Below are 15,418 nucleotides of genomic sequence, written 5' to 3' on the forward strand. Positions count from 1 at the left end.
GTTAGCGCCCCCTCGTGGCAAGACGTTCCTGCAGCGCTGTCAGCATCACGGCCAGCACCAGGATCGCGCCGTAGGCGATCTGCAGCACGAAGGTCGAGACGTTGAACGTCGTCAGCACGCTTTGCAGCAGGAAGATGTCGATGGCGCCAATGGCTGCACCGGCGACGCCGCCACGCCCACCGGCCAGGCTGACGCCGCCGAGCGCTACGGCGGCGATGGCGATCAGCGTGTAGGTCGGCCCGATGTTAGGGTCGGCGGAGCCGATCAGCGCGGTCAGCATCAGCCCGGCGCATCCGCCCAGGATGCCGGTCATGACATAGGCGATGAAGCGCACGCGCGTGACATCGACGCCGGCGGTGTAGGCCGCGCGGTCGTCGCTGCCGACCGCCATCAGCTGGTCGTAGTAGGGGGTGCGCCGCACCAGCCACCAAGCGATGAACATCAGTGCCAGCGGAAGCATCGAGAGCGGGCCGGACAAGGCCTTGAGCCAAGCCGGCGCCGGGCCGATCGGCGCCGGCAGGATCGTCAGCGTCACGCCGGTCAGGATCAGATAGGTGCCGAGCGTGGCGACGATCGGCTGGATGCGCACGATTGTCGCGAGAAAGCCGTTCGCAGCACCCACCAGCGCGCCGACGAGCAACGCCGCCAGAACGAGCACCAGGGGTGATGAGATGCCGGCGCCGAGGAACAGCACCTGGATCGCCAAAGCGTTGACGAAGCCCATCAATGGCCCGACCGAGATGTCGATTCCGCCACGCCCGGCGAGGATGACAGGCGTGGACGCAATGGCCGCACCGATCAAGGGCGCCGCCAATCCGACCAGCGCGCCCCAGGAACCCGGCTGGAACCGCCCGGGGCTGAGGATAAGATTGATCGCAAGCAGCACGACCAGCAGCACCACCGCGAAGCCGAAATTTCGCCCAAGGGACAGGAGGCGCGCAACAGGGTTCATGCCGCACGTCCGAACATGGCTGATATCACGCTTTCGGTGGTGAGCGCGTCGCCAGAGATCTCGGCCGCGACTTCATTCTCACGGAACACCAGCACGCGCTGGCACAGGAGAAGAATCTCCTCGATTTCGCTGGATAGGATGACGAGGCCCATGCCGTCGGACGCCAGCCCGCGAAACACGTCGTAGAGCACATGCCGCGTCGCCACGTCGACGCCACGCGTGGGATCGTTGAGGAGCAGGATCGCGGGCTCCAGCGCCAAGGCACGCGCCAACAGCACCTTCTGCTGGTTGCCGCCCGAAAGAGTGGTGATCGGCGCATCGGGCCGGGGTGCGGCGATCGACAGTTTTTCGCGGTAGATGTCGTACCGCGCCTTGCGCGCCGCGGGGCTGATCAGCCCGAGCCGAGTGTCGCGCGACAGAGTCGAAACGGCGAAATTGTCGAGCACCGACTGTGTCGGGAAAATGCCGTTGGCGCGTCGGTCGCGCGGCAAATAGGCGATGCCGCTGGCGACAGCCTTGCGAAACCCGGTGATCTTGCGGGAGGCACCCGATGAACCGAGTTCGATCGAGCCGCCATGGGGCGGTTCCAGGCCGGCAAGCATCTTGAGAAACAGCTCCTGGCCATGACCATCGAGACCGGCAAGCCCGACGATCTCACCCGGAGCGATGGCCTGCGTGATCGGGCTGGCGCCGGGCGCGATGACGAGTTCGCGAACGGCAAGACCACCAAAATCGAGAGCAGTGCGATCAGCCATGCGCCAATTCCGCAGCGGTACGTGGCGCCATCGCCTTGAGAAGTTCCGCCGGCGTGGAAGCGCCGCGCTCTTCGGTGCGCACGACGCTGCCGCCCCGCAGGATCGAGATGCGGTCCGAAAGCGACATCACCTCATCCATGCGGTGGGTGATGAACAGGATCAGGCAGCCTTCGCCGGCAAGCGCACGCATCAACGAAAAAACCGATTCGCGGTCGGCGAAGTCGAGCGCGGCGGTGACCTCGTCGAGGATCAGGATCTTTGGGTTGCGCACGATCGCGCGGGCGAGAACGACCAATTGCTGCGCGGCAAGCGGCAGCAGGCCGGCTGGCTTGTCGAGGGGGACGTCGGTGACCGCGAAGCGCTTCAGCGCAGCTTCCGCCCGGTCACGGCGCTCATGACGGGGAACGGCACGCCGGACCAGTCCGTCGAGGCCGAGCAGGATGTTGTCGGTCACGCTGCGATCCGGCGCGATCAGCACCTCCTGGAACACCGTGGCGAAGCCTTGCGCCTGGAAGGCCGATGGATTGGCGCCAGGGAATGGCTTGCCGTGCAGCAGGATCACACCGCTGTCCGGCTGGACGATGCCGGACAACAGCTTGACCATGGTGCTCTTGCCCGAACCGTTCTCGCCCAGAATGGTGTGGATGGTCCCCGCCCGGAACGCGATCGATGCGTCCGCGAGCGCGATCGTCTCGCCATAGCGTTTGGATATGGTTTTGATTTCAAGCATGTCACAATTCGATGCTGGCAGGCCCGCGCCGCGCAAGGAGCCGGCCTGCTGAGAGGCTAGTTCGCGCAGCGTTATTTTGCGCAGGCGTCGGGGACCTTCGAATAATCCCAGCCCTTGGTCGGCGCCGGGTTCGAGAAATAGGCGTCGAGCCATTCCTCCGGCATCGGATCTTTCGGCGGGATCGGGAAGATCGACACGGCATCGGTCGTCATGCAGTCCTTGTACCAGGCACCGAGATCGGCGGTGTGGACAGGCGGGATCGGGATCAGCAGCGTGTTCAGCTTCGGCTTCTGTCCGTCGAGCATGCGCTCACCGACGCGGAACAGCGTTTGCGCGGTCCAGTGCGGCAGCACCGCATGGCCTTCGAAGCGGTACTTGTCGGGGTTGGCCTTCCAGTAGCCCAGCGCATCGCCGGTGATCGAGCCGGTGATCAATGGCGCCGGCCGGCCGGCTTCGGCGAAGGCCTCGGCAACGACGCGGCTCTCGCTGCCTGTCGTCCACACCGCATCGATCGGCGCCGGGTTGGTGGCGATCGCCTGCAGCACCACTGTCTTGGTGACGTTGGCCGTCCAGTTGCCGTTGACGTTGCGCGAGATCTTCAGCTTCGGATTTTCGGCCAGCGCCCTGTCCGCGCCCTGGCGTTCCTGGACCACGATCGGGTGACCGGCAATGCCTTCGACCAGCAGGATGCTGGCGCCGTCCGGCTGCGCCTTGCCAATCGCCGTCATCATGTCATAGCCCCAGCGCGCATAGTTGGAATCGACATTGATCGCGTTCGGGCTGGTCACCGAACCGGCCGCGGTGATGAACGGGATGCCGGCCTTGGCGGCAGCGTCGATCGCATCGTCAAGCGCCGTCGCCGAACCCGGGATCGAGGTGATGATCGAGCACTTCTTGTCGATGAAGGCGCGGATCTGATTGATCTGCTGGCTGGCGTCGTTGTTGGAGTCCGACACCTCGAAGCTGGAGACGGTGCCGTCGGCGATCAGTCCGTCGACAAGCCGCTTCAACTCCTTGGTCACTGTGACCCGCCACGGGTTGCCCTGATAGGATTCCGAGTGACACCATTTCCATGGCTTCGGCGGCGCGGTGAAATTGTCCCAGGCCGAGGGCAGCACCTTCTGGGGCGCGCCGTCATACTGCGCCTTGAGTTCGGTCGGCAGTCCACCGATGACGCCTTGCACATCCTGTGCAAAGGCGGTCGTTGCAAGCGAGGCAAGCGCCGTTGCGGCCAGCAGGCCGCGGATCATTCCTGTCATTCTTGTTCTCCTCCGTTCGGTTTGGTTCAGGCTTCTCCACCGGCAGCGCCGGACACCTGCGCCGGGGAACTCTCCCGAAACAGGCGATTGAGATCGGCAACGACCTGTCGGGCTTGATGCCGGGAGGTCATGCCGGAAAGGATGCGTTCGGAAGCGGCCTGCTGGAACGCCATGTAGCCGTCATGGCGTGGCCGCACCCATGCGCCCTCCAGCGTCGCGCGCGTATCCCGATAGAAGTCGCCGGTCGCTTCATTGACGGCTTGATCTTCCCAGGCCGCTGCATGGCCGGGCTGGCCGCCGGCGGCGGCATAGGGGCCGCGCTGAACATTGCCGCTCGCGACCCAATAGGCGAAGTCGATCGCGGCATCCCTGGCTTTGGAAAAGGCTGAAACCGCTATGCCGGTGCCGCCAAGCGCCGAACCGACCGGGCCGCCGGAACCGATGACCGGAACATCGGCAAAGGCCAGCCGGTTCGCCCGAAAGCCAGCCGTCGCATAGGACACGTAGCCATAGATCAGTGGCGCGCAGACGAACCTGGAACTGGCCTCCGCCATACGTTCGGAGACGGCAATCGGGTCCATCTCGAAACACGCGGGATCGACCAGCGCTGTGATCTCGCGCATTGCCTCGAAGACTTGGCTACCGATCTCCACATCGATCAGATCGTCGGATGAATCGGTCGTGCAGGCATGCCCGAGATTGCCGGCAAGCGTGTAGAAAACCATCAAGACGTGAGGCGGCCGCAACGGCAGCAGCACGCGGTCTTGACGGGCGAGATCGAGCACCTCGCTCCAGCGCGCCGGTGGCGCACTGATCGCATCCGGCCGCCATGCCTGGACTTGGGTTGCCGCATCGATCGGGAAAGCCCATTGCCGTCCTTGCCAGTTGTAGCTCGGATAGGACTGGCCGACGCTGCCCGAGGCAAGGGCCGTGCGTTCCGCCTCGCGTCCGGCGACATCCAGCGGCTCCAGGCAGCCTTCGGCCGTGATCTGGCCGACATGCGGATGGTCGATGACGATGAGATCATAGGCGCGCGCCAGTTCCTCGACCGGAAAGGATTCGAAGTCCTGAAGTGAGCGCTTGTCCCATTCGATCACGACGCCGGTCTTCTGCTGCCATAGCGACGAGCAGGCGACCATCGGATCGTAGCCACGCGGATGGCTCCAGGTCATGCCCTTGAGGATGGGCACGCTCACAGGCCGAACTCCGCGCGGATGGCGGCACTGTGCTCGCCGATGCGGGGCGCCGCCCGATCGACCTTGGCCCTTATGCCATCGACCCGGAGCGGCGAACTGGTGGTGAGGATCGAGACATCGTCCTCGCGCGCCACAGTCTGCAGCATATCGAGCGACTGGAACCCCTCGCTTGCCAGCATCTCCGGCCAGGTCAGCACTTTGGCGCACCAGATGTCGGCCGGCTCGAGGATATCAAGCCACTCATCGATGGTCTTGGTCGCGATCCGCTGCGCGATGATCGCCTTGATGTCGTCGCGCGCGGTGAACCAGGATGCCGGCTTGTCGCGATAGGGTGCGAGTTCGCTGAGCGACAGGAGATCGGCCAGCTTGGGGATCGGCGTCATGGCGATGGCGAGATAGCCGTCCTTGGCCGGATAGACACCGTAAGGCGCCGACAGATAGGCATGCGCACTGCGGAAACTGGAGCGCCTGGGCAGCCGGCGGCCGTCATTGAGATGCGTGGTCAGCACCTCGAACTGGAAATCGACAAGCGCTTCCAGCAGGCTGGTTTCGATGTGGCTGCCCTGACCGGTGATACCGCGCCGCACCAGTGCGGCCAGAATGCCCTGCGCACAGGCCGCACCGGCCAGCATGTCGCCGATGGCAAGGCCGAATGGCACCGGCCCCTGGTCCTCGTCGCCGTTCAACCACATCACGCCGGAACGCGCCTGCGCCAGGAGATCCTGGCCCGGGCGTTTGACCCACGGACCGCCCTCGCCGTAGCCGCTGATCGAGGCATAGACCAGCCGTGGGTTGACTTTGCGGACCGCCTCGTAGTCCAGGCCGAGCCGTTCGATGACGCCCGGCCGGAAATTCTGGATCAGCACGTCGGCCTTGGCCAGAAGGCCGCGCAGCGCCTCGAGGTCGGCCTCGTTCTTGAGGTCGATGGCAAGACTTTCCTTGGCCCGGTTGATGGCATGGAAGATGGTGGAATCGCCGCCGATCTCGGTGTCGCTGAGATAGAGCCGGCGCGACAGGTCGCCGCCATCCGGGCGCTCGATCTTGATGACGCGCGCGCCGAGATCGAGCAGCCTGAGCGAGCAATAAGGCCCGGACAGGAACTGGCTCATGTCGACGACGACGAGACCGGCGAGCGGCAATTCGGCTGCTGCCGGCATTCCTATTTCTCCGTCTTGCCGACGAAGTCGGCCGGGTTGCGGTACTTCACCGTCTGCAGATGCTCGCAGTAGAGAACCAGCTCGCCTTCGCCCTTGAACACCTCGTAGCTGGCGCGGATTAGCCCCATCTCCTGGTAGCGGGGCTTCTTGTCGAGATTGGAGCGGATCGAATAGATCGTGTCGCCAATGAAGACGGGTTTTATGAAGCGGAGCTTGTCGTAGCCATAGGAAAAGGCGTTGACGCAGTTGGTGGCGACCAGTCCCAGGCCAGCCGAGAAGACGAAGGCGCCGGCGATCAGCCGCTTGCCGAAAATGCCTTCGCTCTCGGCAAACATCTGGTCCTGCACATAGGGGTGGATGTCGAGCACCAGCGTGTTGAACAAATGGCTGTCGCCTTCGGCCATGGTCCGTCGCAACGAGCGGATCTTCTGCCCGACCGGCCAATCCTCATAGAACCAGTTTTCGGCGTTCCATACCGGCAGCGCGGCATGATCCGCCGGCATGTTCTTGGGATGCGTCGAGGCGACACCGACGGTGGATGCGAAATCGTTCATGACCGAATCCGCCAGTCCTGCCGAAGGGACCGCGCAACCATTTGAACACGCATCAAGGCGCCTGAATGCAAGACGTCTCCTCCCGTCAATCTTCTTTTGTAAATAGTATTTTCACATATGGGGTTGCGTTGCAAGCGTGAACAGGCGAAATTTTGGCTGCTCCCGCGCGCCGAAGCGCAGGCGGGCAGGGAGGAAAATCATGCACAAGGATTGTCTGGTCTTTGTCGGCAGCCTGAACCGGGAGGCGCCGTATTTTCAGGGCGCTCGGGGCGTCGGCCTCAGCGTCTACAGCTTTGACGAGACGACGCTGGAAACCCGAAAGCTGGCTGAAGCCCATGACGTCGACAATCCAACCTTCCTCTCGGTGACGCCTGACGGTTCACACGTCTACGCCAATTCGGAAGTCTTCACCTGGCGCGAGGGAACTGTCTCCGCCTACAGCTTTGATCGTGCCTCGGGCGCGCTCACCTATCTGAACAAGCAGCCGTCGCTGGGCAGCATCACGGCCCATAACTCCATCACCCGCGACGGGACAAAACTGCTGGTCGCCAATTACGGCATGGGCGAGGGCGGTCCGGATCGCGCGGTGGCGGTCTATGGCTTAGAGGAGAACGGCGCCTTGTCGGCGCCGCTCGCCAGCGTTTCGCATGAGGGCAGCGGCCCGAATGCGGCACGACAGAAACGCTCGCACGCCCACAGCATTACCGAAACCATTGCCGGCGGGACAGCCATCGTCGCCGATCTCGGCATCGACCGGCTGGTGTCCTACCGGATCGAGCGCGACGGCAATCTGGCCAAGCTAGCCGAATCTGCTTTGCCGCCCGGCGCCGGCCCGCGCCATCTGGCGCTGCATCCGAACGAACGTTTCGTCTTTGTCATGAACGAATTGGATTCGACCATCGTGTCGATGGCACTGGACGAAGCCACGGGCAAGCTCTCGTTCATCGATGCCAAGCCGGCGGTGCCGGCCGAGGCACGCGACAGCAACCACTGCGCCGACATACAGATTTCCCCGGATGGCCGTTTTGTCTACGGCTCCAACCGTGGCCACGACAGCGTCGTCATCATGGCGGTCGACCAGCAGACAGGATCGCTGAGCCTCGTCGGCTACGTCCCTTGCGGCGGTGCGACGCCACGCAACCTCGCGCTGACGCCGTCAGGCGGCCATCTGTTTTCCGCCAACCAGAATGGCGACCGCATCTCGATCTTCGCTCGCGACGCCGAGACCGGCATGCTCAGCGACACCGGGCCCGCCATCGAGATAGGCACGCCGATGTGCGTCAAGATCGTGCGCTGAACGCCCACAACTCGCATCGAGCCTCGGGCAAACCGCCCGGGGCTCAAGCCTGTTGTATTGCCGAGAGCTTCCAGTTCGAGCCATTCTCACGCACGAATGTCCACAGCTCGGTCGTCTCTGTCGGATGATCATCGTCGCCCGCGACGACCTTGCCGCTGGCCCGTTCGCGCGTCACGTCACGAGACTCGTAGCGCAATGCGGCCGTGGCGTAGTCGCGGTCATCCTCACGCCAGCTTTCAGCGACGTCGGCCTGCAGCAACGTGATGTCCGTTACCTCGTTCCTGAGACCTTTCTGGGCATTGTCGGCCAGCTCTTCCGACAGATAGGATACCATTTCGGGGGTAACAGCCCGGCGCAGAGCGGCATGGTCTTCGCGCCCGAATGCTTCCTGGACATCGGTCAACAGCTGCTGGAATGCGTCGAGGTCGGTCTGAGCCAGCGTGATCTCTTCAGAACCGATGGCCGGAGAGCTTCCGCCCGAACCACCGCCAAAGCCGGGAATTGTGAAGGAGCCTGCAGTCTGCTGCCCTGCCGTTGCGCGGTTCTCAAATCTCGAAGCCTGGGCATTGCCGACACCGGCGAGCGCTGGCGCAGGACCACGCGCCGATTGCGAGCGGAAGAAGCGGATAGCCAGCATGATCGCGCCACCGATGAGCAGGGCCTGAAGCAGGAAACCGAACATGCCGGCCAAGCCGCCGAAGCCTTGGCCGACGAGCAGGCCGATCAGGCCGCCGAGCAGCAGGCCCCGCATCATCGTTCCACCGAAACCGCTCATGAAGCCGGGCCTCTGCGGGCCTGCCTGCGGCTGCCGGGCCGCGTTGTTCACACCGGTGTTGGGCGTCATCGAACGCTCGACTGGAGCGGTCGGGGCCGGTGCGGTCCTGGTCGGCGGTGCCGATTGGAACGTGCGCATGCCACGACTGCCGAAACTGCCGCCGCGGCGCGCCTCGGCATGGTCTATCGCGACCATCGAAAACGCCAGGAACAGTCCTGCAAAGAGGGCTGCAAATCGGCTTGTACGGGAAGTCATCGGAGATGAACCTTTGTCTATGCGGTTTCGGAAATTTTCAGCCGTCGCCGGGTGCCGGCGTTATACGGTCAATCGAACAACTCTTCGAAAAATGATTTCTTCCGCTTCGGATAGCGGTGGCCGTGGGAACGGGAATAATCGTCGTCGCGGCCCTGGCCGTGTTGCGGCTGGGAGAATGCTGCCGGCTGTGGCTGCGGCGCCGGCGCCGCTTCCCTGCCGGAACGCTCGATGATCTTGTCGAGTTCTCCCCGATCAAGCCAGACGCCGCGGCACTGCGGACAGTAGTCGATTTCGATACCCTGGCGTTCGCTCATCACGAGCGCAACGCGGCAGGAGGGGCAAGTCATGCCAAGGAGAGAAGTAGATGTCATACGGCGCTCCAAACCAAAAAAGAAGGAACCCGCTCGACCGAAAAGGATGAAAACGGGCCCGTTACAGCGGTCCGACATCACAATCGCCAAAAGCGACAGTCAGAGGGGCCCGGCCCGCAGGGGACAATTAGGAATGCAGCGCCGCGCCTTCAAGGGGCGATATTGCCCGCAAGAGTGATTTGTTCGCCATCTCGCTCAGACCGTGACCACGATTTCAAATCGTCACCACGATTTCAGATCGTCACCACGATCTTGCCGAACTGCTCGTTCGACTCCAGGTGGCGATGTGCCTCGACGATTTGGTCGAACGCGAAGGTCCTATCGATGATCGGCTTTAGAGTCCCGGTCTCGAGTCCTGCGAGGATGAAAGCCTTGGCGGCCTCCAGTTTCGCCGGGTTGCCGGTGATCTCGTGGACGAGGTAGCCGCGCAGCGTCAGTGTCTTGGCCAGCACGGCGAATAGCGGAAACGGTGTCGGCGCGTGGCTCAGTCCGCCATATTCGATGAGGATGCCGCTATGCGACATGGCCGCCGTCAGCGGCTCGAAGCTCGGGCCGCCGACCGCATCGAACACGACGCGCACGCCTCGCGGCCCGGCGATCTGGTTCAACCGCGCCGCCAGATCTTCCTCCGTCGAGGCCACGACTTCGGCCGCACCGGCGTCGAGCAGCGCCCGCATCTTCGCCGATGTTCGCGTCACCGCAATCGTCGTCGCGCCCACACTGTTGGCGATCTGGATCGCGGCAAGCCCGACACTGCTCGACGCCGCGGTGATCACCACGTGGTCTCCGCTGTGCAGCCCGGCGATATCGATCAGCGCGCCATAGGCGGTGAGGTATTGCATCCAGACCGCCGCTGCCGTTTGCCAGTCGAGCGACGGCGGGTGCTTGACGATAAGTTCCGCGGGATAAGTGGCAAGCTCGCCATAGGCCGGCCAGCGGATCATCGATTGCGGCGGGATGACACTGACGCCGTCGCCCGGCGCGAATTCCTTCACGCCGTCGCCTATAGCCTCGATGACACCCGCCGCTTCGAGACCAAGCCCAGAGGGCAGCTTCGGCGTCTCGATATAGGAACCCGCGCGCAGCAGCGCGTCGGCGCGGTTGAGGCCGAGCGCCTTGACGCGGATTTGAACTTCGCCCGGACCCGGTCGGGCAAGCCTAACATCCTCGATGCGCAGAACCTCAGGGCCGCCATGCTGGTGAAAGCGAACCACACGTGTCATTCGGCATACTCCAAATCAACTGGACCGAATGAGCTATGCAGCTAGGCTGCCCGGGGATAAATGGCTGCACGAGAAGAACAGTAGAAACCAGGAGTTCCGAATATGGATCGGCTCGAAAGCATGGCTGTGTTCGTCAAGGCCGTCGATCTCGGCTCGTTCGCGGCAGCAGCGGTCGCCCTCGACATCTCGGGACCGATGGTTGGCAAGCATGTCCGGTCTCTCGAAGAACGGCTTGGCGTTCGCCTGCTCAACCGGACCACACGCCGGCAGAGCCTGACCGATTTCGGCCGCGCTTACTATGAACGCTGTCGGGTGGTGCTGGCCGAGGCCGACGCCGCAGATGCGCTCGCCGCCGACCAGTTTTCGGAGCCACGCGGAAAACTGCGCGTCACCATGCCGGCGCATTTCGGTCGCCACTGCGTGACGCCCGTGCTGCTGAAACTCGCCCGGCAATATCCGATGCTGGAACTCGATCTATCTCTCAGCGATCGCTTCGCCGATCTTGCCGAGGATGGCTACGATCTCGCCATTCGGACCGGTGCTCTGGGCGACAAGGCGGGGGTGATCGCACGCCGCGTCGCGCGCCAGGACATGGTCGTCTGCGCCGCACCTTCCTATCTTAGAATTCATGGCGAACCGCGACAGATCGAGGATCTCGCCGACCATCAGGCAATTGTCTACCGCCGGCTCGGCCAGATCATTCAGCCCTGGCTATTTGCGCGAGAGGGGCAACCGGTGCAGGAGATCATACCGACCGGCCGGCTGCGGCTCGACGATCTCGATGCCATCGCTGACGCGGCTGCCGACGGCATGGGCCTTGCCTGGTTGCCCTGGTGGCTGGTGCGCGAGCGCATTGAAGCCGGCGCGCTGGTCGCACTGTTGCCGGACCAGCCTCGATATCTCTACGACTGCCATGCGCTTTGGCTGCAGACGCCGCATCTGCCGCTGAAGGTGCGGTTGGCCGTCGATGCGCTGGCCGCCGCCTTGCCGAAGTCGATGGCCTAACCGCAGCGTCGCAGTCGCTCTCAGTTGAGATCGCGCGGATACTCCTTGACCTCGTTGCGGTCGACGATCAGCTCATCACCATCATGGGCGGTGATGTGGGTCTCGATCCGCCAGACCTTTCGCAGCGCCCTTACCGTCGCCTTCACTGAAAGCCGCACCTGCCAGTCGCCGCGCCCATAGGACTTGTCCCATGTGCAGGTGCCGACCGCCGAGTTCGGATCGTCGGGGTGGATGGTGAACCGGTCGACATGCCTCGCCGCAACGGTCATCTGCGTATGTGGATGCCGCACCGTGCCGCCATCATTGACGACCTGATAGACGGTCTCGCCGGTGACCTGGTCCGTCGACACCGAGCGCTGGAAGCCGCCGCCCTTGGCCAGCACCTCCTGCTCCATCGGCGCGGCGCTTTCCGCGCCCAAGAAAGCCCCCAGCGTGTCGTCCAGCTTCTGCGGTGGGCGCACTGGCAGGATCAGCCGGCTGTCGCCGCAATGGATCGACAGCGTCGCCTGCTCAGCCGTCGGGAAGACAATCGGCCAATGCGATGTCGCAAGCGCCAGCCGGATACGCTCGCCGACCTCGAAACGCTGCCCGCAGCAGCGCAGCTTGACGCGGACGGTCTCCGCCTGGCCCGGCACCATGGGTGCGATGTCCAGATCATCGTTGCGATGGCTCAGATTGAGAATACCGTAGCTGATACGCGAGGCGGCACCTTCAGGAAATACCTGCGACAGCGTGGCGGACAGAAGGGCGACGGGCTTGTCGGAGGAGAGCTTGACCTCGAATTCGGGGAAGCCAAGGATCTCGACCGCATCGGTCAACGGCGCCGTCTCGAAGATCAGGGCATTGCCTTCTTCCATGCGCTGGTCGACCGGCAAGGTCGGCATCACGCCATAGCCGCACCAGGCGCCGGACGACAGGCCGGCCGTCTGTGGCGATGAAACCTCCAGGATCGCGTTTGCGCCCTTGGCTTCGCTCAGCACATGCGGCGCAAGGTTCAGCACCTTTTCGCCGACGCCGGGTCCCGGCCACGCCGGTTCCGCCACCCAGCGGCCGGGCCGCTCGTCATAGATCGCCGCCGGCCGTGCGGGATCCTGGATCCAGGCGCGCAGCATCGGCTCGTCGGCAATGCCGGTGTCGATGCCCTTGAGATATTGATCCCACCAGCGCAGGCACTCCTGCAGGAAGCCGATACGCGGGCCGGGCATGGCGAAGTGCGGATATTTGTGGCCCCAGGGTCCGATCAGGCCCTTGCGAGGACCGCTCAGCTTTTCCAGCATCCGGAAGATCGGATTGGGATAGCCGTCGGCCCAGCCGCCGACGGCATAGACCGGGATTTCGACATCGGAATAGTCCTCGCAGATCGAGCCGTGCTTGTAGAAATCATCGCGGCGCTGGTGTTCGAACCAGTCCTGCATCCAGATGCCGTTGCCGTTCAGCCGCTGCTCCCAAAGATCGCGCCAGCGGTCGCCGACAACAAGCGGATCCGGCGGGGTCATGGCGATGGCCCAGGCGGTGGTGCCCCACATCAGATTGTCGCACATCATCGCGCCGCCGAGATAATGCACGTCGTCGTTGTAGCGGTCGTCGGTCGAGCACAGCGAGACGACGGCTTTCAGCGCCGGCGGCCGGCGGGCCGCGACCTGCAGCCCGTTGAAGCCGCCCCAGGAGATGCCGATCATGCCGACGCTTCCCGAACACCAAGGCTGCCGGGCCAGCCATTCGATGACCGCCAGGCAGTCATCCTGTTCCTGCTCCAGGTATTCGCCCTTGCATAGCCCCTCGCTGTCGCCCGAGCCGCGCATGTCGACCCGCACGCCGGCATAGCCGTGACCGGCGAAATAGGGATGCGTCAGCGCATCGCGCTCCACCGTTCCGTCACGCTTGCGATAGGGCAGATATTCGAGGATCGCCGGCACCGGATCGGCCTCGGCGTCTTCCGGCAGCCAGATTCTAGCCGCCAGCTTGACGCCGTCGGGCATCGGAATCCAAAGATTCTCGATCTCGCGGATTTTTCGCGGGAAATCGGTGACGACGCGGATATCTTGCATGGCGGCTCCTCTCAACGCCCCGGCCGACACTTGCGCCGGTGGCGGTCCTATGTGTTCAGCGGGAAATGGCAGGTCAGGCGGCTGTTTCCGACCGTGACCGGGACGGGGACATCGACCGCGCAACGGCCCTGGGCCTGCGGACAGCGTGTGTGAAATTCGCAGCCTGAAGGGCGCGCCAGCAGGGACGGAACGTCAGCCGGCAGCGTGATGCGCTGATGCACCCTGTCGGGATCGGGCTCCGGATTGGCGGACAGAAGTGCCGCCGTATAGGGATGATGCGGCGCGCGGAAGATCGCTTCGGTTTCACCCTGCTCGACGAAGCGTCCGAGATACATCACCGCCATGCGGTCGGCGATCTGGCGCACGACATGCAGATTGTGGGTGATGATCAGCATCGACAGGCCCATGCGGTCGCGCAGATCGTTGAGCAGGTTCAGCACCTCTCCCTGCACCGAGACGTCGAGGCCGGCGGTCGGTTCGTCGGCGACGACCAGCACCGGGTCCAGCGCGATCGCCCGCGCCACACCGACGCGGCGTGCCTGGCCGCCGGAAAGCTGGTGCGGGTAGCGGTCGGCGAAATCGCGCGGCAGTCCGACCAGCGCAAGAAGCCGTGTGACTTCGGCGTTGAGATCGCGATCCGATAGTCCGTGGATGACGAAAGGCTCCGACAGCAGCGAGCGCACGCTGAGCCGTGGTGACAGCGACCCGACCGGATCCTGGAACATCATCGGCATGCGCCGCCGCACCGGTTTCATGGCGGTGTTGGACAGGCCTTGCAGTTCCTGCCCTTCAAACAGGATCGTGCCCGCTTTCACCGGCTGAAGACCGTTGAGGGTGCGCGCCAGCGTCGTCTTGCCCGAGCCGGATTCGCCGACCAGCGCGAAGGTGCTGCCTCGTTGAAGAGTGAAGCTGACACCGGACACCGCTTCGATCTCGGTGGCTCGCCCGGCGAGCCTGGCGGACAGGCCGCCAACCCGGAACGAGACTCGCAAATCGCTGACGCGGAGCAGGTCGTCGGAGCTCATGCGTTCATCGCTCCCAAGGGAATGTCCGCATGCCAGCAGTGGGCGATGTGAGACCCACCGAGGATTGCGCTGGGAGGCGTCGTCAGGCATTGGGCGTCGGCGCGATCGCAGCGCGGCTGGAAGACGCAGCCGCTTGGTCGGCGGCGCAGGTCCGGCAAGGTCCCGGCGATGGTCGGCAGGCGGGCAACCCGCTGCGACAGCCGCGCGGGATCACAGGCCAAAAGCTTCTGCGTGTAGGGATGGCGCGCATCGTGGAAGATCTCGCGAGTCGTGCCGCTCTCCACCACCTCACCGGCATACATCACGATCATCTCGTCGCAGAGTTCGGCAATCACGCCCAGATGATGCGAGATGAACAGCACCGAGCAGCCGATGTCGCGCTGCAGATCCTTGAGCAGTTCGATGGTGGCCACCTCCAGCGTGGCATCGAGCGCAGTTGTCGGCTCGTCGGCGATCAGCAGCGCCGGTTCCATCATCAGCGCCATGGCGATGGCGATGCGCTGCTTCATGCCGCCGGAGAACTCGTGCGGAAACTGTGTCAGCCGGCTTTCCGGATCGGGAATCCGCACCTTGCGCAGCATGGCGACCGAACGCGCATCCTTGTCCCGCTTCGACAGACCGGAGCGATACTGGATGTCGCGCATCTGCCGCCCCACCGAAAGCACCGGGTTGAGCGCACCCATCGGATCCTGGAACACGGTGGCGATCCTTTGCCCGCGCAGGCCGCGCATCGCGGTCGGGTCGAGCCGGCAAGGTCCTTGTCGCCCTCGAAGATGATCTCGCCCGATGTGATTTCACCATTGTCGGCGAGCAGGC

15 protein-coding genes are annotated in these 15,418 nt (G+C 64.2%); 2 read left to right on the top strand and 13 right to left on the bottom strand.

The genetic code is table 11. The features are described from left to right. Position 1: 1 nt before the first annotated feature. The 7 genes from AC0L24_RS01010 to AC0L24_RS01040 form a co-directional block, all read right to left on the bottom strand. A complete protein-coding gene (locus AC0L24_RS01010) occupies positions 2-952 on the bottom strand; it encodes an ABC transporter permease (protein WP_127811132.1) in 951 nt (316 codons plus the stop codon). Next, entirely contained in the window at positions 949-1,707 is a 759-nt protein-coding gene (locus AC0L24_RS01015) for an ATP-binding cassette domain-containing protein (RefSeq protein WP_127811131.1), read from the bottom strand. The genes AC0L24_RS01010 and AC0L24_RS01015 overlap by 4 nt, the downstream gene beginning before the upstream one ends. Then, positions 1,700-2,437 carry an ATP-binding cassette domain-containing protein gene (locus tag AC0L24_RS01020; protein ID WP_127267483.1) on the bottom strand — a complete coding sequence of 246 codons (738 nt, stop codon included), beginning with the start codon at positions 2,435-2,437 and terminating at the stop codon, positions 1,700-1,702. The genes AC0L24_RS01015 and AC0L24_RS01020 overlap by 8 nt, the downstream gene beginning before the upstream one ends. A gap of 71 nt (positions 2,438-2,508) precedes the next feature. Beyond that, a complete protein-coding gene (locus AC0L24_RS01025; protein ID WP_127811130.1) occupies positions 2,509-3,696 on the bottom strand; it encodes an ABC transporter substrate-binding protein in 1,188 nt (395 codons plus the stop codon). A gap of 26 nt (positions 3,697-3,722) precedes the next feature. After that, entirely contained in the window at positions 3,723-4,892 is a 1,170-nt protein-coding gene (locus AC0L24_RS01030) for an extracellular solute-binding protein (RefSeq protein WP_473563323.1), read from the bottom strand. Then, a complete protein-coding gene (locus AC0L24_RS01035; RefSeq protein WP_473563325.1) occupies positions 4,889-6,049 on the bottom strand; it encodes a CaiB/BaiF CoA transferase family protein in 1,161 nt (386 codons plus the stop codon). The genes AC0L24_RS01030 and AC0L24_RS01035 overlap by 4 nt, the downstream gene beginning before the upstream one ends. A 2-nt stretch (positions 6,050-6,051) precedes the next feature. Next, entirely contained in the window at positions 6,052-6,603 is a 552-nt protein-coding gene (locus AC0L24_RS01040) for a MaoC family dehydratase (RefSeq protein WP_127270127.1), read from the bottom strand. Positions 6,604-6,802: 199 nt separating this feature from the next. On the opposite strand from AC0L24_RS01040, the gene AC0L24_RS01045 reads away from it, so the two are divergent. After that, a complete protein-coding gene (locus AC0L24_RS01045; protein ID WP_473563326.1) occupies positions 6,803-7,900 on the top strand; it encodes a lactonase family protein in 1,098 nt (365 codons plus the stop codon). Between the two features lie 43 nt (positions 7,901-7,943). Here the strand turns inward: AC0L24_RS01045 and AC0L24_RS01050 are convergent, their stop codons facing one another. From AC0L24_RS01050 to AC0L24_RS01060, 3 genes are all read right to left on the bottom strand, one after another. Next, a complete protein-coding gene (locus AC0L24_RS01050) occupies positions 7,944-8,930 on the bottom strand; it encodes a Tim44 domain-containing protein (RefSeq protein ID WP_473563327.1) in 987 nt (328 codons plus the stop codon). A gap of 68 nt (positions 8,931-8,998) precedes the next feature. Further along, positions 8,999-9,301 carry a TFIIB-type zinc ribbon-containing protein gene (locus tag AC0L24_RS01055; RefSeq protein ID WP_127397117.1) on the bottom strand — a complete coding sequence of 101 codons (303 nt, stop codon included), beginning with the start codon at positions 9,299-9,301 and terminating at the stop codon, positions 8,999-9,001. Positions 9,302-9,534: 233 nt separating this feature from the next. Next, positions 9,535-10,524 carry a zinc-dependent alcohol dehydrogenase family protein gene (locus AC0L24_RS01060; protein WP_473563328.1) on the bottom strand — a complete coding sequence of 330 codons (990 nt, stop codon included), beginning with the start codon at positions 10,522-10,524 and terminating at the stop codon, positions 9,535-9,537. A gap of 102 nt (positions 10,525-10,626) precedes the next feature. Here AC0L24_RS01060 and AC0L24_RS01065 point away from each other — a divergent pair, with 102 nt between their 5' ends. Then, complete coding sequence (locus AC0L24_RS01065) at positions 10,627-11,529, top strand: LysR family transcriptional regulator (protein ID WP_473563329.1); 903 nt, start codon at positions 10,627-10,629, stop codon at positions 11,527-11,529. Between the two features lie 20 nt (positions 11,530-11,549). Here AC0L24_RS01065 and AC0L24_RS01070 read toward each other — a convergent pair whose 3' ends face one another. From AC0L24_RS01070 to AC0L24_RS01080, 3 genes are read right to left on the bottom strand one after another with little or no spacing between them, the layout of a single operon-like run. Next, on the bottom strand, positions 11,550-13,577 hold the full coding sequence (locus tag AC0L24_RS01070) for a CocE/NonD family hydrolase (RefSeq protein ID WP_473563330.1): 2,028 nt from the start codon (positions 13,575-13,577) through the stop codon (positions 11,550-11,552). Between the two features lie 47 nt (positions 13,578-13,624). Beyond that, positions 13,625-14,602: an ABC transporter ATP-binding protein gene (locus AC0L24_RS01075; RefSeq protein ID WP_127811122.1), complete on the bottom strand. Its 978-nt coding sequence runs from the start codon at positions 14,600-14,602 to the stop codon at positions 13,625-13,627. Beyond that, on the bottom strand, positions 14,599-15,300 hold the full coding sequence (locus AC0L24_RS01080) for an ABC transporter ATP-binding protein (protein ID WP_473563331.1): 702 nt from the start codon (positions 15,298-15,300) through the stop codon (positions 14,599-14,601). The genes AC0L24_RS01075 and AC0L24_RS01080 overlap by 4 nt, the downstream gene beginning before the upstream one ends. Between the last annotated feature and the right edge of the window lie 118 nt (positions 15,301-15,418).

It is taken from the genome of Mesorhizobium sp. WSM4809, from assembly GCF_055811655.1.